Origin of the sequence: Microbacterium trichothecenolyticum (genome assembly GCF_000956465.1) — a bacterium.
GTDB lineage: Bacteria > Actinomycetota > Actinomycetes > Actinomycetales > Microbacteriaceae > Microbacterium > Microbacterium trichothecenolyticum.
In genome coordinates this window covers 156,513-175,801 of the sequence record NZ_JYJA01000037.1, presented here as the reverse complement: position 1 = coordinate 175,801, position 19,289 = coordinate 156,513, and the positions used below count along the sequence as shown (strand labels likewise).

Here is a 19,289-nt window from a genome sequence, read left to right as displayed (position 1 = left end):
TTTTGACGAAGTCCTAGCAAAAGTCGGATGCTGCGTGCCATGATCGCCGCATGACTACGGAAGTCATCGACACTGTCGTCGGCACGGTTCGCACCGGACTCGTCGGCGGCGGGTTCATGGGGCGGGTCCATGCGGCTGCCGCGCGGCGGGCGGGGGCGCGGCTGGCGTCAGTCGCCTCCGCGAGCCGGGACCGCGCCGAGAAGGTGGCTCGAGAGCTCGGCGTCTCCCGCGTCGCCGACGACGCAGGCGGTGTGATCGCAGCATCCGATGTCGATGTGGTGCACATCTGCACCCCCAACGCGACCCATGCGGCGCTGGCCGAGGCGGCGCTTGCCGCCGGCAAGCACGTCGTGTGCGAGAAGCCGCTCGCGACGTCCGTCTCAGACGCGCGGGCACTGGCTCGTCAGGCGTCCGCGACCGGGGTCGTCGCCGCGGTTCCCTTCGTCTATCGCTACCACCCGATGGTCCGCGAGGCCCGCGCGCGCGTCGCATCCGGCCGGATCGGGACGCTGCTCTCGCTCGACGGCTCGTACCTGCAGGACTGGATGCTGCGGCAGGAGGACGACGACTGGCGAGCGGATGCTGCGGCCGGAGGCCCGTCGCGCGCCTTCGCCGACATCGGCTCCCACCTGTGCGACCTGGTCGAGTTCGTGACCGGGGAGCGCATCGCACGCGTGGCCGCCCGCACCCGCCGGGTGTTCGACGAGCGGGCGGGCCGGTCGGTCGCGAACGAGGACGTCGCCGCGCTGCTGGTCGAGACGGAGTCCGGCGCGCTCGGCACGCTGCTCGTGTCGCAGATGGCCCCCGGCCGCAAGAACGCGCTCGTCCTCGAGCTGCACGGCACGCGCCGGAGCCTGCGCTTCGACCAGGAGCGCCCCGAGGAGCTGTGGGTCGGGGCACGCAAGGGCTCCCGGCTCGTGCTGCGGGACCCGGCCGCCGACCACCCCGACTCGGCGCGGCTGCAGACCGTGCCCGCGGGGCATCCCATGGGGTACCAGGACGCCTTCGACGGATTCGTCGCCGACGTCTACGCGGCCATCGGCGGGGCGCAGCCGGACGGGCTGCCGACGTTCGCCGACGGCCTGCGCGCGGCCGTCCTGACCGCGGCCGTGCTGGAATCCGCTCAGACCCGAACCTGGATCGAGGTGCCGGCATGACCGGCACGATGCTCGCCGACACGCCGGTGCCGCCGGGCGGCTCCGACGTGGTGCTCCGCGCCCGTGGGGTCTCGAAGTCGTTCTTCGGCGTGCGCGTGCTCTCGGACGTGGCCCTCGACGTCCGCCGCGGCGAGGTCCACGGGCTCGTCGGCGAGAACGGCGCGGGCAAGTCCACGCTCATGAAGGTGCTCGCCGGCGTCCATCATGCCGACGCCGGGTCGGTGGAGTTCGAAGGGCAGCCGGTGATGTGGGGCCACCCGCATCAAGCGATGGACGCCGGTCTCGTGACGGTCTTCCAGGAGTTCAACCTGCTGCCCGAGCGCACCGTCGCACAGAACGTGTTCCTCGGTCGCGAGCCGCGGCGCGGCGGCTTCATCGACAAGAAGGGGATGCAGCGCCGCACGCGCGAGCTGCTCGACGGTCTCGGAGTCTCGTTCATCGACCCGGGTGCCCGCATCTCGTCGCTGACCGTCGCGGAGCAGCAGATCGTCGAGATCGTCAAAGCCCTCTCGTTCGACGCGCGCGTGATCTCGATGGACGAGCCGACGGCGGCACTGAGCGACCACGAGGTCGAGCTCCTCTACGCCATCATCCGGAGGCTCACCGCACGCGGCGTCGCCGTCATCTACGTCTCGCACCGGCTGAAGGAGATCTTCGACCTGTGCGATCGCATCACGATCCTGAAGGACGGCGCGCTGGTGTCGACGGATGCCGCGACCGACCTCACTGATGCGGAGCTGGTCCGTCGGATGGTGGGTCGCCCGCTGCAGTCCTACTTCCCCGGCCCGGTCGAGGGCACGACGCTCGGCGGCCCGCGCCTGGAGCTCAGCGAGTGCGGCAACGAGTACGTGGACGGCGTCTCTCTCACGCTGCGCGCCGGCGAGATCGTGGGACTGGCCGGGCTGCAGGGGTCGGGGCGCACCGAGCTCGTCGAGGGCATCTTCGGCGTGCACGGCTTCACCCGCGGCGGCATGACGCTCGACGGTCGCACGGCGCGGTTCACCAGTCCGCGAGCCGCGGTCCGGGCGGGACTCGCGCTCGTGACCGAGGATCGCAAGGCGCAGGGCCTCGCGCTCGGCCAGTCCGTGCTCGACAACTCGCTGCTCGTGGTGCGCAGCGTCTTCGCCGGACGCACCGGCGCCTCGCGCAAGCGGGTGCCCGGCATCCTGAGCTCGCTGGAGGTGTCGTCGCGCGGCGTCGACCAGGAGGCGCGGTTCCTCTCCGGTGGCAACCAGCAGAAGGTCGTGCTCGCGAAGTGGCTCGTCACCGACCCGCAGATCGTGCTGTTCGACGAGCCGACACGCGGCATCGACGTCGGCGCGAAGGTCGCGGTCTACCAGCTCATGCGCCAGCTGGCCGCCGAGGGGAAAGCCGTGCTCATGGTGTCCAGCGAGCTGCCCGAGATCATCGGCATGAGCGACCGCATCCTGGTGATGCGAGACGGCGAACTCGCCGCCGAGCTAGCGGCGGGTTCCGCCGAGCACGAGGTGCTCGCGGCCGCCACCGGCTCCGCGGACGCGGACACGCCCGACGATCCGGGCTCCGACGACGAGGGGAGCCGTCCGTGAAGCGCGTGCGCGTCGACTCCACCGTGATCGTGCTCGGGATCCTGATCCTCGTCATCGCGATCGGCGCGATCCTCGTGGCGACAGTCGGTCGCAGCTTCTTCAGCCCCGGCAACATCCGCGACATCCTCACCGGCATGAGCGTGCTGGGCCTCGTCGCGATCGGGCAGACGCTCGTCATCCTCGGCGCGTCACTCGACCTCTCGGTCACCTACGTCATCAGTCTCGCGAGTCTCATCGCGGCCACCACGATGAACGGGAACGCGGCGAACATCCCCTGGGCGGTGACGTTCACGCTGCTGGTGTGCGCCCTCATCGGGCTCGCGAACGGCCTGATCGTCACCGTGCTGAAGGTCAACGGGTTCATCGCCACGCTCGGCGTCGGGCTCATCCTGCAGGGCGTCCTGAACACGAACTTCCAGGGGAGCGCCGGATCGGTGCCGTGGGCGTTCCAGCTCATCGGCGCGACGGGCGTCGGGCCGGTGCCGGTGTCGACGATCATCATGATCGCGCTCGCCGCGGCCGTCTGGTTCCTGCTCGACCGCACCCGCACCGGCGCGCACCTGTTCGCGGTCGGCGGCGACCCCGAGGTGGCCCTCCTGTCGGGTGTGCGCACGCGTCCCCCGCTCATCGCCGCACACGTGATCTGCTCGGTCTTCGCCGGGCTCGCCGGGCTGCTGCTCGCGAGCAGGCTCGGCGTCGGCAGCCCGACCGTGGGCCAGCAGGGCGGGTACGCGCTGCTGTCGATCGCGGCCGTCGTGCTCGGCGGGACACTGCTCCTCGGTGGCCGGGGGTCGGTCTGGGGCACGATCGGCGGCGTCGCGATCTTCGCGGTCGTCGACAACGTCATGAGCGTCATGCAGGTGAACCCCTTCCTCAAGGACGTCGTGCGCGGCGTCGTCATCGTCGCCGCGGTCGCCGTGTACAGCCGCCGGGCGATCGTCCGCCGGCGCACGCGGTTCGGCCCGGGCGGCACGAGGACCGGGGGCGACGCCCAGGCTGAGGCTGCCGCACCGGCGATGGTCGCGGCATCCCACGCCCTAGAGGCGGACGCCGACGCCGCCGATGGCGGCGCTGCGACCCAGGGAGGTGCGCGATGAGGTTCCTGAAAGCGCTCGTGAGCCCGCGCGGCGCGGTGTTCCTGCTGCTGGTGATCCTGCTCGTCGCCATCATGCTGCTGAACCCGAACTTCGCCGAGCCCGGCCAGATCATGCGGTACATCCAGCGGGTCGCGCCCGTCGCGATCGTCGCGATCGGCCAGTACTTCGTCATCATCGCGGGAGAGTTCGACCTCTCCCAGGGCTCGCTCATCACGGCGCAGGTGATCGTCGCGGGCAACCTCGTCGGCCAGGACGACGCACGCACCGTGCCGGTCCTCGCCCTCATGATCGTGCTCGGCCTGTTCGTGGGGCTCGTGAACGGGCTGCTCACGACCCTCCTCAAGGTGCCGTCGTTCATCGTGACGCTCGGCATGATGCTCGCGCTCCTCGGCCTGGTGCTGTGGTGGACGGGCGGAGCGGCGACGGGGAACCCCGCCGACAGCTTCCGCCAGATCGGCCGCGGCGGCATCCGCGAACTTGCGGTGATCGACTTCCTGCCGTGGTCGGTGCTGATCCTCGCGGTGTGGCTCGCGCTCGGCATCTGGATCACCAAGCGCCCGCTGGGCAAGCTGCTGATCGCGATCGGCGACAACGCGCGCGCGACGCGCTACTCGGGCGCCCGCGACTGGTGGGTCACGACGCGCGCCTTCATGATCTCGTCGCTGTCGGCGACCGTCTCGGCCGTGCTGCTCGTCGGCTACGCCGGCGTGCACCCGTCGGTCGGGCGCGGGTACGAGTTCGTCGCGATCACCGCCGTCGTGCTCGGCGGGGTCGTGCTCGGCGGCGGCCGCGGCTGGATCGTCGCCGCCGTGGCCGGCGCCTTCGTGCTCGAAGCGCTCTTCCTCCTGCTCAACATCGCCGGAGTGCCGTCGTCGCTGCGCGACGCGGTCCAGGGCGTCATCATCATCGCCGCCGTCGCCTACTCGGGATTGGTGTTCCGGTCCCGGCGGCGCAGCGGCCCACCGACCCCTCCCTCACCAGGGAAGGAACCCGACGCGCCCGACGGCGCCGAGGAGTCGTCCGCAACACCGGCCCTCGCAGGCGAGGGCGCAGCACACAACAACAGGAGCTAGCAATGCGACGATCAGTGAAGATCGCCACCACCGCGGTGGCGCTCGTGGGTCTCTTCGCCCTGGCAGGGTGTACGACCGATCCGAATGTGGCCCCGCCGGACTCGTCGGCCGAGCCCACCGAAGAGGGCGGCGCCAACGAGTGGTTCGACCAGGCGCTGTTCGACACCCAGATGGCCCAGCGCGAGGTCGTGCCGGAGGGGCCCGAAGACGAGCCGTACCTGCAGTACATCGACGCGGAGATGGTCGACACGTCGCAGTACGCGAGCAGCGGCGCCAAGAAGGCGTGCTTCGCGAACGCGTCGATCTCGAACCCCTGGCGCCAGACCGGGTGGATCACGATGAACGAGCAGCTGAAGGTGCTCCAGGAGCAGGGCGCGATCAGCGAGATGGAGACGCGTGACGCGCAGGACTCCGATGACACGCAGATCGCCGACATCGACTACTTCATCTCGGACGGCAACTGCGACGTCTTCATCATCTCCCCGAACAGCACCGCGGCGATGACGCCGGCCGTCGAGCGCGCGTGCGACACCGGCAAGCCGGTGATCGTGTTCGACCGCGGCGTCGAGACCGACTGCCCGGTGACGTTCATCCATCCCATCGGCGGTTTCGCGTGGGGCATCGATACCGCGCAGTTCCTCATCGACAACCTCGAAGAGGGCGACAAGGTCGTGGGCCTGCGCATCCTCCCGGGCGTCGACGTGCTCGAGCAGCGGTGGGCAGCGGCCGAGAAGATGTTCGCCGACGCGGGCATCGAGGCCGTCGACTACTTCACCGGCGCCGACCCGGCCGAGATCAAGAGCATCATCTCGGACGAGCTCGCGAAGGGCGACGTGGCGGGGATCTGGATGGATGCCGGTGACGGCGCCGTCGCCGCCATCGAGGCCTTCGAGGACGCCGGCGTCGACTACCCCGTCATGACGGGCGAGGACGAGATGAGCTTCCTGCGCAAGTGGAAGGAGACGGGCCTGACCGGTCTCGCTCCGGTCTACTCCAACTTCCAGTGGCGCACCCCGCTGCTGGCGGCGCAGAAGATCTTCGCCGGCGAAGAGATCCCGAAGGAGTGGGTGCTGCCGCAGAGCCCGATCACGGCCGAGGAGGTCGACCAGTACCTCGAGGCCAACGACGGCATGCCCGACGGGCACTACGCCAAGTTCGGCGGCGAGAACCTGCCGGGTTACCCCGAGGTCTGGCAGCAGCGCCAGATCCCGTAAGGGAGGTCCAGGGCGTTTCGTCTCGCTCCGCTCGCTCGACGACCGGTGCCCCCGGTCGTCGAGCGAGCGAGGAACGAGCCGGACGAAACGCCTCGAGCCCATGACGGACGAAAGGATCTGCATGCAGCGCACGATCGGCGTCAACACCTGGGTGTGGACCTCGCCGCTGACCGACGAGTCGCTGGCCGAGCTCGCGCCGAAGATCGCGCGCATGGGCTTCGGCGCGATCGAGCTGCCGCTCGAGAACGCGGGGGACTGGGATGCTGCGCGCGCGGGCGATCTGCTCGGCTCGCTGGGTCTCGTTCCCGTGGTGATCGGCGCGATGGGTCCGGGCCGTTCGCTCGTCGATCGGGCGGGCAACGTGCCGGCGACCCAGGCGTATCTGCGCACGTGCCTCGCCGCAGCCCGCGGGGTCGGGGCATCCGTCGTCGCGGGGCCCTTCTATGCGCCCACAGGGGTCACCTGGCGCATGACGGCGGGCGAGCGCGCCGAGGTCGTGGCGCAGCTGCGCCGCAACCTCGGACCCCTCGTCGACGAGGCCGCAGCGGCCGGACTCGCGCTCGCCGTCGAACCCCTCAACCGGTATGAGACGAGCGTCATCAACACCGTCGAGCAGGGCCTCGAGGCGCTTGGGCCGCTGTTCGGGCCGGGGCTCGGCCTCGCGCTCGACACCTACCACCTCAACATCGAGGAGAAGCGACCGGACGCTGCGATCCGCGCCGCCGCCGGGAACATCGCGCACGTGCAGGTCTGCGGCAGTGATCGGGGGCCGGTCGGCGACGATCACACCGACTGGCCCGAGACTCTGGCGGCCCTCGACGACGCCGGGTACTACGGCATCCTGGGGCTGGAGAGCTTCACGGGCGAGAACGCCACGATCGCGGTCGCCGCGTCGGTGTGGCGGCCGCTCGCGTCGAGCCAGGACGATCTGGCCGAGCGTTCGCTGCGCTATCTCACGGCACTGCAGGGGTCGCGCTGAGCGATCACGGCCGGCCACGGAGTCTGCCGTTGCCCCGGGCTGCCGGTGATGCGGAAGACTCGGAGCATGCCGATTCAGCACACCGTCGTCTTCCGCCTCGCCCACCCCGCCGGCTCGCCGGATGAGACGGCGTTCCTCGCCGACGCGCGCGCCGCGCTCACGTCGATCCCGGGCGTCGAGGATTTCCGCATCAACCGGCAGGTGAGCGCGAAGAGCGACCTCGAGCACCAGTTCTCGATGGTGTTCCAGGACGCCGCCGCGTACCAGGCCTACAACGACCACCCCACCCACGTCGCGTTCGTCGCCGAGCGCTGGGTCCCCGAGGTGGCGGAGTTCCAGGAGTACGACTTCGTCGAGGCCTGAGCCCGCGTCAGGACGCCGGGCGCTCGCCGATGGTGAGCGCGTGCAGCAGGCGCGTGAGGTTGAGGATGTCGTCGACCGGCCACTCCTCGAGCGCGTCCACGAGCAGGTTCTCCTGCGGGGCGCGCGCCTCGGCCAGGCGCTCCAGTCCGAACGGCGTGGGGGAGAGCAGGCTCGACCGGCCGTCGTCCGGATCGGGCGTGCGCTGCACGAGGCCCAGCTGCTCGAGCTCGCGGACCGTGCGGCTGATCTGGCCCTTGTCCGACGTGAGCGACTCTGCGAGCGCAGAGAGCGTGATGCCCTCGCGGCGCACGATGGTGGTGAACACCTTGTAGGCGCCCGGCAGCATGCCGGGGCTCACGCGGTTGGCGTTGTCGATGAGGATCCGCCGGATGCGGTTGATCAGCTCAGAGAACTCCGCCTCGAGGGCGCGCACCGCCTCGGTGCGCGCCGCTCGAGTGTCGTCGGAGGTCATCAGGTTCGACATTAGCGTCGAGGGGCGGATGCCTCGTCCGCCGTGTCTGCGGTGGCCGCGGGGGTGCCGGGGCCGCGGGTCGCGGCATCCGTGTCCACCGTCGCGGTAGCCGTCAGCGTCTCCATGCCCTCGGCGACCGAGACGGTCGCGAGGTCGGCCTCGCTCGCCTGCACCCGCTCGCTCGTGGTCATGCGGGTGAGCGGCTTGTTGGGCAGGAAGATGATCGCGATGAGGCTGACCACGGCCAGGGGCACGGCGATCAGGAACGAGTGGGCGATGGCCTGCGCGTAGATGTCCTCGACGATCACGCGGATCGACTCGGGCAGCGACGAGACCTGCGGGATGGTGCCCGACGCGAGCTGCTGGCCGATGGCCGCGCCCTTCTCGCCGAGTGCCATGAGCGCTGCGCCGATGTCGTCCTTGCGGTCGGTGAACAGGTTCGTCGCCGAGGTCGCGAGCGCCGCGCCCATCACCGAGACGCCGATCGTGCCGCCGAGGCTGCGGAAGAAGGTGACTCCCGAGCTCGCCACGCCGATCTCCGACGGCTTGGACGTGTTCTGCACGATCAGCACCAGGTTCTGCATGGTCATGCCGACACCCGCGCCGAGCAGGAACATGTACAGCGAGACCAGCACGAAGTTCGTGTCGTAGTGGATGGTGGACAGCAGGTAGGAGCCGGCGATCAGCAGCACGCCGCCCACGATCAGGTACGGCTTCCAGTGGCCGGTGCGGGTCACGAGACCGCCGATGACGATGGATGCGAGGAGGAGTCCGCCGATCATCGGGATCGTCATGAGACCCGCCTCGGTCGGGGTCGCGCCGCGCGCCAGCTGCATGTACTGGCTGAGGAACACCGACGTGCCGAACATCGCGATGCCGATGGAGATCGACGCGATGACCGCGAGGGTGAAGGTGCGGTTGCGGAACATCGTCAGCGGGATCAGGGGCTCCTTGGAGCGCAGCTCGACGATCACGAAGAGCACGGCTGCCAGCAGCGCGCCGCCGACCATCAGGATGGTCTCGGTGCTCCACCAGTCGTAGTCCTTGCCCGCGTTGGTGACCCAGATGAGCAGCAGCGAGACGGCCGTCGACAGCAGCACGATGCCGAAGTAGTCGATGCGCGCCTTCTTCTTCGGGCGCGCCGGCAGGTGGAGCGTCCGCTGCATGATGATGAGCGCGGCGACGGCGAACGGCAGGGCGATGAAGAAGTTCCAGCGCCAGTCGATCGTGTCGGTGATGAAACCGCCCAGGAGCGGGCCGCCGACGGTCGCGACGGCCATGACGGCGCCGAACAGGCCCATGTACCGGCCGCGCTCGCGCGGGCTGATGATGTCGGCCATGATGACCTGGCTGAGCGCCGCGAGACCGCCGGCGCCGATGCCCTGCACCGCGCGGAAGGCGATGAGCGTGCCGGGGTCCTGCGAGAAGCCGGCGGCTGCGGTGGCGAGCACGAAGATCACGATCGCGATCTGGATCAGCAGCTTGCGGTTGAAGAGGTCGGCGAGCTTGCCCCAGATGGGGGTGGAGATCGCGGTAGTGAGCAGGGTCGCGGTGACGACCCACGTGAACGCCGCCTGGTCGCCGCCCAGGTCGTGGACGATGACCGGGAGCGACGTCGAGACGACCGTCGACGCGAGCATCGACACGAACATGCCGAGCAGCAGGCCGGTGAGCGCCTGCAGGATCTTGCGGTGCCGGCGCTTCTCGTCGGCGCTGCTGATGCCAGCTGTCGAGGTTGCGACCGACCCGGTCGCGGGGGTGGACGTGGCCATAGGAGTCCTTAGGAACGAGGAGTGGTGGTGTCGCGGCGACGTCGGCGCGCAAGAAGGTTGACGCAAGTCAACAGTTGATTCGCGTCAACTATACGCTGATGGTTGACGTACGTCAACCATCACGTGGGTTGAGGGCGCAAGCGCGGGATGTTCACATCGGGTGCTCTCGCCGAGATCACCTGTCGTGTGCGTTCATAACGCGTGCGCTCGGTGAGAGCACGTGATGTGAACGAGCGATGTGGGGCGGATGCTGCGGCCCGCGGCATCCGTTCCTCCACAGGTCGTTGCGGGGACGAGCAGCGCACAGGCTGCGGGATCGGTCGAGCGTCCGGATGCCGTCGCGGGCAGTCTGGGTCGCGTGCCGCGCCACCTGAGTCTCGACGAGGCGATGGCTGTGGTCCGCAGCCGCGAGCAGTTGCGGGCCGGCGGCATGACCGCGCGGGCGATCGGTGACGCGGTGGTGCGCGGCGAGCTGCGGCCGCTGCAGCGCAACCGGTATGTCGGGGTGAAGCTCTGGAACGATCTCTGGCCGGAGTCGCGTCACCTCATCGAGGTGTGCGCCGCGGTCGCCGAGATGCGCGACGGCGATGGTGTCGCCTCCCATGAGTCGGCCGGGGTTCTGGCGGAGTTGCCTCTGTATCGGCACACGCCGTCGGCGGTCCACCTCCTCAAGCCCGAAGCGCGACGCGGGTCCAGCCGCGTCGGGCTGCAACACCATGGCGATCTGCTTCCCGCTGGCGACATCACGGTGGTCAACGGCATCCGGTGCACGACGCTGGATCGCACGGTGTTCGACTTGGTGCGCACCCTCAGCATGGAGGCTGCCATCGCTGTGGCGGATGCCGCGTTGCGCCGCGAGGCCATGCGCGGATCCGCGTACGAGGAACGCGCCGCGGAAGCATGGCGTGAGCGAATGCTGCAGCGGTGCGAAGCTGCACGCGGTGGCCGAGGCGTTCGCCAGGCTGAGGCGGCGATCCGCTTCGCCGACGGTCGTTCGGAGTCGCCCGGCGAGGCGGTCAGCCGGCTGCAGCTGAGTCGTCTCGGATTCCAGGAGCTGCGGCTCCAGGTGCCGGTCAGCGGACCGGACGGGCGGACCTATCGCGTCGACATCGGCATCGAAGATGTGCGGAGCTTCTACGAGTTCGATGGCATGGGCAAATACGACGAACTCGCGCTCGCGTCGGGGAAGACGGTCAAGGAGGTGGTTCTCGACGAGAAGCGCCGCGAGGACTGGATCCGCGGCACGACCCAGCGTCGGTTCGCGCGTGCGGAAGCCCCGCACATCCTGACGCCCGAGGCGCTGGGTCGCCGCCTCGCTGCCTTCGGGATCACCCCGCCGCGCCGGTGACCCTGCCGTTCACATCGGGTGCTCCCACCGAGATCACCCGTCGTGTGCGTTCACAACGCGTGCGCTCGGTGAGAGCACGTGATGTGAACGAGCGATGTGGGGCGGATGCTGCGGCCGGCGGCATCCTTCTCAGGAAGGGCGGGCGGCGCGCTCGGCGGATCGGATGACCGACTCGACGCCGAGCATGAAGAGCTCGCGGTCTTCGAGGGCCAGCAGCTGTGCGGACATCTGTGCGATGTGGGGGTGCTTGATCGGGTCGACGAGCAGCGGGCCCTCGAACCACGGGCTGGACTCGGCGGTGGCGGTGGCGGTGGCGGTGGTTGTGCGTTCGGCCCGCGCGCGGGCGACGCCGGCGGCGATCGAGAGCACGTGGGTGGCCATGAGTGCGTAGTGCTGCACCAGGGCGTCTCCGGTGAGGCCGGCTCGCGAGAACGCGTCGAGCATCAGCTCGATGGCGTCGAGCTCTCCGGGGCCGTGGGTGGTGAGGACGATCGCCTCCTGCCCTACGGCGGGGTAGCGGGCGAACTCGGTCAGGGTCGCCGATGCGAGCTGGCGAAGGCGCTCCTGCCACTGCTCGGGCTCGGCGGTGACCGCGGCGAGGCTCCGCAGGGTGAGCTCGTCGAGCAGTGCGCTCATCAGCTCCTCCTTGCCGCGGAAGTGGCGGTAGACGGCGGTCGGGTCGGTGCCGAGCTTCGCGCCCAGGTCGCGGATCGAGAGGGAGGCGGATCCGGTCGTCTCGGCGAGCTCGAGGCCCGCCGCGATGATCGTGGCCCGATCCAGGCGCTTCGCGCCCGGCTTCTCGGGCGTCGCCCCGGTGCGTGCCGCCATGATCCCCGCTTTCGCCGTCGCGTCCATCGTGCCACGCGGGCCCGTCTCGACCCGGACGATCCGAGCCTACTCGGGATGTCATCGCTTCTGTCAACAGTGTTGACAGAGGCGATGACAGCCGTCTATCGTCAAGCAACCCGTTCGACGACGAAGGAGAGGTCCCGTGGCCGCTGCTGTTCCTGCCGGTGCAGACAACCCGTACGCAGACACCGTGTTCATCCGAGGTGCGCTGTTCAGCTCCGACCTCGTTCGGGCGGGAAGCGCCGAGGCCCTGGGCGGCGTCGCCGTGGCCGTGCGCGACGGGCGCATCGCGGCGGTGTGCGCCGAGGACGAGGCATCCGTGTTCATCGGCCCTGACACGGAGGTCGTCGACCTCGCGGGGGCGCTGCTCGCGCCGGGATTCCAGGACGCGCACGTGCACCCGATGTCGGGCGGCGTCGAGCTGCTGCAATGCAACCTCACCGGCTCGGAGGACGCCGCCGACACGCTCGCGACCATCGCGCGCTACGCCGCCGAGAACCCCGACGCCGAGTGGATCGTGGGCGGCGGATGGTCGATGGACCACTTCCCGGGCGGAGCCCCGCTGCGCGGCGCGCTCGACGCGATCGTGCCCGACCGGCCGGCGCTGCTCGCAAGCCGCGACCACCACTCCGCGTGGGCCAACACCGCGGCGATGCGCGCGGCCGGCGTCGACGCGGCCACGGCCGACCCGGCCGACGGCCGCATCGAGCGCGAGGCCGACGGGTTCCCCGCCGGCACCTTCCACGAGGGCGCGGCCGACCTGTTCGCCGAGGCGCGCCCGAAGGTCTCGGAAGACCTCGCCTACGCGGGCCTGCTGCGCGCGCAGGACGACCTCATCGCCCAGGGCATCACGGGCTGGCAGGACGCTCTCGTCGGGAACTTCCCCGGGATCGCCGGCGGCCTCGCCGCCTACCGTCGCGCGCTCGCCGAGGGAACCCTCAAGGCGCACGTCGTCGGGGCGCAGTGGTGGGAACGCGGTGAGGGGATCGAGCAGCTCGAAGGCATGATCCGCGCCCGCGACGAGGTCGCCGCGCTCGGACGCGAGGACCGCTTCTCGCTCGGCTCGATCAAGTTCATGGTCGACGGCGTCGCAGAGAACCACACGGCCGCCATGCTCGAGCCGTACCGCGACGGGCACGGTCACCCGACCGACAACCGGGGCCTGTCGTTCATCCCGGCCGAGCGGCTCCGCGAGTACGCGATCGCGGCCGACGCCGCGGGCTTCCAGCTGCACTTCCACGCCCTCGGCGACCGGGCCGTGCGCGAGGCGCTCGACGCGGTCGAGGCGGCGGCGGAGGTCAACGGCGCCACCGACGGCCGTCATCACCTCGCCCACATCCAGGTGGTCGACGAGGCCGACGTGCCGCGCTTCGCAGCGGCGGGCGCGGTGGCGAACATGCAGCCCCTGTGGGCGTGCCACGAGGATCAGATGGACGAGCTCACCCTCCCGTTCCTCGCCGAGTCCGCCGCATCGCGCCAGTACCCGTTCGGCGATCTGCAGCGGGCAGGGGTGCGCCTCGCCGGCGGCAGCGACTGGCCGGTCTCGAGCGCCGACCCGCTCGCGGGCGTGCACATCGCGGTGAACCGCGTCGCGCCGCTCTCCGACGACGAGCCGCTCGGCGGCGGCCACCAGCGACTCGACCTCGCGACCGCGCTCGCCGCCTACACATCGGGCACCGCGTACGTGAATCACCGCGACCACGACACTGGCTACGTCCGCGCGGGCTACCTCGCGAACCTCGTCGTCGTGGAGCCGAACCCGTTCACCGTCCCCGTCGAGGACCTCCACCTGTGCCGCGTCGCCTCGACCTGGATCGACGGGGAGCACGTCTACTCGCGCGCCGACGCCGAGGCCGCAGCGCGCGCCGAGGCCGCAGCATCCGCTATGTCCTGAGTTCCTTCTCCACCACCCGACACCGTCGTCAGAACCCGAGGAGCACCATGATCCGCACCCGACGCGCCGCCCGTCGCCTGCTCGCCGCCGCGAGCCTCGGCGTGGCGGGCGCGCTCGTCCTGTCCGCGTGCAGCGCCGACACGTCGAGCCCCGACGCCACCGCCGCCCCCGAGTGGGATTACACCGTCCAGACGGCCGCGCCGTCGGGCGACATCGACTCGTTCTCGTGGGTGAGCTACTCCGAGCCCTACTCACTCGACTACGCGTACGCGTTCGACTACGCCGACAACCAGGTGCTCTCGAACGTGTGCGAATCGCTCCTGCGCCTGAACCCCGACTACACGCTGACGCCGGGGTTGGCGGAGGCGTTCGAGCACCCGACGCCCGAGACGTGGGTCTACACGATCCGCGACGGCGTCACGTTCCACGACGGCACCCCGCTCACGGCGGCCGACGTGGTCGCATCGATGAGCCGCCACCTCGATCCCGAGGTGGGGTCGTCCTGGTACTCCGTGTACCAGAACGTCGCCTCGATCCAGCAGACCGGCGACCGCCAGGTCACCGTCACCATGAACCAGGCGGACTCGCAGTTCAACCTCGCGATGGGCGGCGCGGCGGGCGTCGTCGAGTCGGCGGCGACGCTGGCCGACAAGGGCGCGGACTACGGCAACTCGTCCGGGCTGGTGAACTGCACGGGCCCGTTCGAGCTCAGCGAGTGGAAGTCGGGCGAATCCGTGACGCTGACCCGCTACGACGACTACTGGGACGCCTCGCTGCGCGCCAAGGCGGGCGAGGTCGAGATCCTGTTCATGACCGACGCGAACGCGCGGGTCAACGCGCTGAAGTCGGGCGAGGTCGACGGCGGCTGGATGATCCCGACCGACGCGATCTCCCAGCTGCAGTCCTCCGGCAAGGGTGATATCCACTTCGGCCTCAACACCGCTGTCGGCAGCCTCGTCGTGAGCAACCTGGAGGGTCCGCTCGGTGACGAGCGCGTGCGCAGAGCGCTGCTGATGGCGATGGACCGGCAAGGGATCCTGGATGCAGCGGCCAAGGGCTACGGCGAGGTCACCGACGTGCTCACCACCGAGTCGGTCTGGGTCGGCGCCGGCGACGCGGCGCTGAAGGAGGCGTTCGACGGGCTCGAGGAGTATCCGTACGACGTCGAGGCGGCGAAGAAGCTCATCGACGAGGCAGGAGTCACAGGCGAGGAGATCGTGATCGCGACCGCGCCGATCAGCAACGACTTCACCGTCATCTCGCAGGGCGCGGCCGCCGCCGCGCAGTCGATCGGCCTCACGGCGACCATCGAGACGGTGAGCCCGAGCGCGTACACGGCGCTGTTCTCCGACCCGAGCGCGCGCGAGGGCATCGACCTCTTCTACACGTCGTGGTACCTGTCGAGCCCGGATCCGCTCGAGATGTACAGCGTGCTGCGCACCGGCGAGTTCAGCAACTACGGCAACTGGAGCGACCCCGAGTTCGACGCCCTCGTGAACGAGGCGGTCGCGATCGACGACCCGGCGGCGCGCAGCGAGGTCACCGCTCAGGCTCAGCGCATCGCGAACGCGCAGCTGCCCTGGCTGCCACTGTTACAGGGCCCGATGACGCTGTTCCTCGGCGACCGGGTGACCGGCGTCGCCCCGTCGGTGGCGTTCATGTACTACCCGTGGGCGGCGACCATTGGCTCCCGTTGACGTGAGCGCGGACCCGGCGGTCGCCGCCGGGCCCGGCCCGGATCGGCGGCGGGCCGGAGGGAGCGGGGGAGCGACGATCGCCGTCCGTCGGATCGCCGGCAGACTCGGCGGGCTGCTGCTCACGCTCTTCCTGGCATCCGTGCTCGTGTTCTTCTCGCGCTTCCTGGTGCCCGGCGACCCTGTGGCGTTCCTGCTGCGGGGCCGCAAGCCCAGTGCCGAAGCGGTGGCGCAGATCACCGCGCAGTACGGCCTCGATCTCCCGCCGTGGCAGCAGTACCTGAACTGGGTGGCGGGGCTCTTGCAGGGCGACCTCGGGCGCTCGCTGCAGTACCGGCAGGACGTCACTGTGGTGCTCGGCGAGCGGCTGCCCGTCACGCTCGGCCTGGTCGTGATCGCGGGCACGGTGATCGCGGTCGTCGGCCTCATCGCCGGCGCGGTCGCCGCCCTCCACCGGGGCCGCCTCGCGGACCGCTCGATCCTCATCGGGCTCACCGTGCTTGGGGCGATCCCGTCGTTCGTCGGATCGATCGTGCTGATCGCGGTGTTCGCGGTGCAGCTCGGCTGGTTCCCGTCGTTCGGGTCGGGCGAGGGCTTCTGGGACACGGTCTACCACCTCGTGCTTCCGTCGATCGCCCTCGCGGTCGTGTTCGTCGTGCTGGTGGGCAAGGTGACGCGTTCGTCGATGATCGACCAGCTCGACCGCGAGCACGTCGAGGTCGCGATCAGCCGTGGCATCAAGCGCGGTACGGTGATCCGCCGTCACGTGTTCCGCAACGCCGTCGGGCCGATCCTGACGGTGAGCGGGATGCTGGTGGCCGGGCTTCTCGTCGCGAGCTCCATCGTCGAGGCGGCCTTCGGTCTCGCCGGCATGGGGTCGCTCCTCGTGCAGTCGGTCGACCGTCTCGACTTCCCGGTCGTGCAGGCGATCGTCCTCCTCGTCGTGACCGCTTTCGTCCTCGTGAACGCCGTGATCGACGTCCTCGAACCCTGGATCGATCCCCGATCCGCTGCCGGAGCCGGTGCCCGATGACGACCACGCCCACACTCGCCGTCAAGGTGCTGCGCGCGCCGCGGCGGCCTCGCACCAGCCTGACGCTCGCGATCGCCGTCGGCGTCCTCGCGGCGATGACGCTGGCCGCGATCTTCGCGCCGTTCCTCGCCCCGTACAACCCCGACGCCGTCGACTTCGCCGCCGTGAACGCGCCGCCGAGCCCCGCGCACTGGCTGGGCACCGACGGCCTCGGCCGCGACACGCTGAGCCGTCTCATCTACGGCGCGCGCACGGCCCTGCTCGGCCCGCTTCTGGTGGTGATCGCGTCGACGGTGCTCGGCATCCTCCTCGGTCTCGTCGCCGGCTGGCGCGGCGGCTGGATCGACTCCGTCCTCGGTCGCCTCTTCGACGTGCTGTTCGCCTTCCCGTCGCTGCTCATCGCGATCATGGCGGTCGCGCTGTTCGGCAAGGGGCTGGTCGCTCCCGTCATCGCGATGAGCATCGCGTACGCGCCGTTCGTCGCGCGCCTCACCCGCTCGCTGATCGCGGCCGAACGCACGAGGCCCTACGTCGCGGCGTATCGCGTTCAGGGCTTCGGCGGTGCGTGGATCGCGCTGCGGCGCGTGCTGCCCAACGTCACCCCGGTCGTCGGGGCGCAGTCGACGCTCAACTTCGGCTACGTGCTGGCCGAGCTCGCGGCCCTGTCGTTCCTCGGCCTGGGCGTGCAGCCGCCCGCCGCCGACTGGGGCGCGATGATCAACGAGGCGCAGGCCGGGCTCATCGGCGGGCACTTCCTGCCCGCGATCGTGCCGGCCGTCGCCGTCGTCGTGGTCGTCGTGGCCGTCAACGTCATCGGGGAAGAGCTCTCCGACCGCATCGGTGGGGAGATCCCGGCATGAGCGTACCCGAGACCGTCGTCGATCCGGTCGCCACCGCTGCGACCGCGGCCCCCGCGAACGCCCTGCTCGACATCCGTGACCTCGCGCTCGACCTGCGGGACGGAACGCGGCTGCTGCACGGCATCTCGCTGTCGGTCGCCGCGGGCGAGACCGTCGGCCTCGTCGGCGAGTCCGGGTCGGGCAAGTCCCTCACCGCCCGCACGGTGCTGGGGCTCGTTCCCGACCGCTCCACGATCACGGGCGAGGTCGTGCTCGACGGGGCCGGAGTGCTCACCGCACCCGCAGCCGGGCTCCGGCAGCTGCGCCGCCATGGCGCGGCCATGATCTTCCAGGATCCGCGCGCGGGCATCAACCCGATGCGCACGATCGGCGACCACCTCACCGAGGCGCTGCGCCTCGCGGAGGGATGGTCGACGGATGCTGCGCGCGCACGCGCCGTCGAACTGCTCGAGGCGGTGCGTCTTCCGCGCCCCGAAGATCACCTGCGCCAGTACCCGCACGAGTTCTCGGGCGGGATGCTGCAGCGGGTCATGATCGCAGGAGCCCTGACCACGTCGCCGAAGCTCCTCGTGTGCGACGAGCCCACGACGGCGCTCGACGTCACGACGCAGGCCGAGATCATCGGCGTGCTCGCCGAGCAGCGCGCGAGCCGCGGCATGGGCATGCTCTTCATCACGCACGACCTCAACCTCGCCGCCTCGCTCTGCGATCGCGTCTATGTGATGAGCGGGGGCCAGGTCGTCGAGCACGGGCGCGCACACGAGGTGCTGCGCGACCCCCGGGCCGAGTACACACGGCGCCTCGTCGCGGCGACCCCGACGCTCGTCGGCGCCGCGGCCCAGCACAGCATCGGAGGTTCTGCGCGACACGCCGGGCCGCAGCATCCGTTCGCCGCCGCGTCGTCGGCGATCTCCGATTCTGTGCACGGCGAGATGGTGGCGGATGCTGTCGACCCGGCCGCCGCAGCGCCGCCGATGCTCGAGGCGGACGGGGTGTCGAAGACCTACGTGCGCCGCGGCAAGGAGCCGGTGCGCGCGGTGATCGACGCGTCGGTGGCGGTGCCTCGCGGCGGTGCGCTGGGCGTGGTGGGCGAGTCGGGGTCGGGCAAGTCGACGCTCGCGCGCATGATCGTGGGGCTCGAGGCCGCCGACGCGGGCGACATCCGCATCGACGGTCGGCAGCGCAGCGCTGTTCCTCGCAACCGGCGCGACCGGCTCGCCCACGCGCGGAGCGTGCAGATGGTGTTCCAGGATCCGTACCTGTCGCTCGACCCGCGCATCACGGCGGGCCGGGCCATCGAAGACGCCCTGCGCCTGCACACGCGCCTGGGGGTGACCGAGGCGCGGTCGCGGGTGCTCGACCTGCTCGCCCAGGTCGGACTGGGGGAGAAGCACGCCGGCGCGCGGCCGCGGACCCTCTCCGGCGGTCAGCGGCAGCGTGTCGCGATCGCGCGCGCCCTCGCGATCGAGCCGGACGTGCTCGTGATGGACGAGGCGACGAGTGCGCTCGATGTCTCGGTGCAGGCGCAGGTGCTCGACCTGGTCGACCGCATCCGGCGGGAGCGCGGACTCACCGTGCTCTTCATCAGCCACGACCTCGCCGTCGTCAGGCGGGTGTGCGACGAGACCGTCGTGATGCGCCGTGGCGAGATCGTCGAGCGCGGCCTGACGGCGGAGCTGCTCGCCGCCCCGCAGCACGAGTACACGCGGCTGCTCATCGACTCGGTGCCCAAACCCGGGTGGGACGCGGAGGCGGCAGGTGCCGAAGTCGAGGCTGCGGCGATCGACGGCGGTGGGTCGGACACGCACGCCGACGACGGCGATGCGCAGGCGCGGGCGGTGGAGACGGCGAACATCGAGGCGGGCGGGCAGGCGCGGTGACCCGTGTCCGGCGGAGGACGCCGGCGCGCGGGAGGA

16 protein-coding genes are annotated in these 19,289 nt (G+C 70.6%); 13 read left to right on the top strand and 3 right to left on the bottom strand.

Annotated features, from left to right (window positions below; all coding sequences use genetic code 11):
- Window positions 1–50: 50 nt before the first annotated feature.
- From RS82_RS13785 to RS82_RS13755, 7 genes are all read left to right on the top strand, one after another.
- Window positions 51–1,157: a Gfo/Idh/MocA family protein gene (locus RS82_RS13785; protein ID WP_045300370.1), complete on the top strand. Its 1,107-nt coding sequence runs from the start codon at window positions 51–53 to the stop codon at window positions 1,155–1,157.
- On the top strand, window positions 1,154–2,725 hold the full coding sequence (locus RS82_RS13780) for a sugar ABC transporter ATP-binding protein (protein ID WP_245619613.1): 1,572 nt from the start codon (window positions 1,154–1,156) through the stop codon (window positions 2,723–2,725). The genes RS82_RS13785 and RS82_RS13780 overlap by 4 nt, the downstream gene beginning before the upstream one ends.
- Entirely contained in the window at window positions 2,722–3,822 is a 1,101-nt protein-coding gene (locus tag RS82_RS13775; protein WP_045300368.1) for an ABC transporter permease, read from the top strand. Before RS82_RS13780 ends, RS82_RS13775 begins: the two co-directional genes overlap by 4 nt.
- Complete coding sequence (locus RS82_RS13770) at window positions 3,819–4,895, top strand: ABC transporter permease (protein WP_045300366.1); 1,077 nt, start codon at window positions 3,819–3,821, stop codon at window positions 4,893–4,895. The genes RS82_RS13775 and RS82_RS13770 overlap by 4 nt, the downstream gene beginning before the upstream one ends.
- A gap of 2 nt (window positions 4,896–4,897) precedes the next feature.
- Window positions 4,898–6,109, top strand: coding sequence for a substrate-binding domain-containing protein (locus RS82_RS13765; RefSeq protein ID WP_045300364.1), 1,212 nt, complete (start codon window positions 4,898–4,900; stop codon window positions 6,107–6,109).
- Window positions 6,110–6,230: 121 nt separating this feature from the next.
- Window positions 6,231–7,088 (top strand): sugar phosphate isomerase/epimerase family protein, encoded by an 858-nt coding sequence (locus tag RS82_RS13760; protein ID WP_045300362.1) that lies wholly within the window; start codon window positions 6,231–6,233, stop codon window positions 7,086–7,088.
- 66 nt (window positions 7,089–7,154) lie between these two features.
- Window positions 7,155–7,451, top strand: a complete 297-nt coding sequence (locus RS82_RS13755; protein ID WP_045300360.1) for a Dabb family protein — start codon at window positions 7,155–7,157, stop codon at window positions 7,449–7,451.
- Between the two features lie 7 nt (window positions 7,452–7,458).
- On the opposite strand, the gene RS82_RS13750 is transcribed toward RS82_RS13755, so the two are convergent.
- Window positions 7,459–7,923, bottom strand: coding sequence for a MarR family winged helix-turn-helix transcriptional regulator (locus RS82_RS13750; RefSeq protein ID WP_052676854.1), 465 nt, complete (start codon window positions 7,921–7,923; stop codon window positions 7,459–7,461).
- A gap of 11 nt (window positions 7,924–7,934) precedes the next feature.
- Window positions 7,935–9,695 (bottom strand): MDR family MFS transporter, encoded by a 1,761-nt coding sequence (locus tag RS82_RS13745; RefSeq protein ID WP_045300356.1) that lies wholly within the window; start codon window positions 9,693–9,695, stop codon window positions 7,935–7,937.
- Window positions 9,696–10,053: 358 nt separating this feature from the next.
- Between RS82_RS13745 and RS82_RS13740 the strand changes: the two genes are divergently transcribed.
- Complete coding sequence (locus RS82_RS13740) at window positions 10,054–11,043, top strand: hypothetical protein (RefSeq protein ID WP_157005581.1); 990 nt, start codon at window positions 10,054–10,056, stop codon at window positions 11,041–11,043.
- A gap of 129 nt (window positions 11,044–11,172) precedes the next feature.
- Here the strand turns inward: RS82_RS13740 and RS82_RS13735 are convergent, their stop codons facing one another.
- Window positions 11,173–11,871 (bottom strand): TetR/AcrR family transcriptional regulator, encoded by a 699-nt coding sequence (locus RS82_RS13735; RefSeq protein ID WP_045300615.1) that lies wholly within the window; start codon window positions 11,869–11,871, stop codon window positions 11,173–11,175.
- 163 nt (window positions 11,872–12,034) lie between these two features.
- Here RS82_RS13735 and RS82_RS13730 point away from each other — a divergent pair, with 163 nt between their 5' ends.
- The 5 genes from RS82_RS13730 to RS82_RS13710 all read left to right on the top strand — a co-directional run bounded on the left by RS82_RS13730 (window position 12,035) and on the right by RS82_RS13710 (window position 19,253).
- Complete coding sequence (locus RS82_RS13730; protein WP_084695651.1) at window positions 12,035–13,786, top strand: amidohydrolase; 1,752 nt, start codon at window positions 12,035–12,037, stop codon at window positions 13,784–13,786.
- Window positions 13,787–13,833: 47 nt separating this feature from the next.
- A complete protein-coding gene (locus tag RS82_RS13725) occupies window positions 13,834–15,483 on the top strand; it encodes an ABC transporter substrate-binding protein (RefSeq protein ID WP_045300354.1) in 1,650 nt (549 codons plus the stop codon).
- A 76-nt stretch (window positions 15,484–15,559) separates the two neighbouring features.
- Window positions 15,560–16,513 (top strand): ABC transporter permease, encoded by a 954-nt coding sequence (locus tag RS82_RS13720; RefSeq protein ID WP_045300612.1) that lies wholly within the window; start codon window positions 15,560–15,562, stop codon window positions 16,511–16,513.
- Window positions 16,510–17,373, top strand: a complete 864-nt coding sequence (locus RS82_RS13715; RefSeq protein ID WP_045300352.1) for an ABC transporter permease — start codon at window positions 16,510–16,512, stop codon at window positions 17,371–17,373. The genes RS82_RS13720 and RS82_RS13715 overlap by 4 nt, the downstream gene beginning before the upstream one ends.
- Entirely contained in the window at window positions 17,370–19,253 is a 1,884-nt protein-coding gene (locus RS82_RS13710) for a dipeptide ABC transporter ATP-binding protein (RefSeq protein ID WP_045300350.1), read from the top strand. Before RS82_RS13715 ends, RS82_RS13710 begins: the two co-directional genes overlap by 4 nt.
- Window positions 19,254–19,289: the final 36 nt, after the last annotated feature.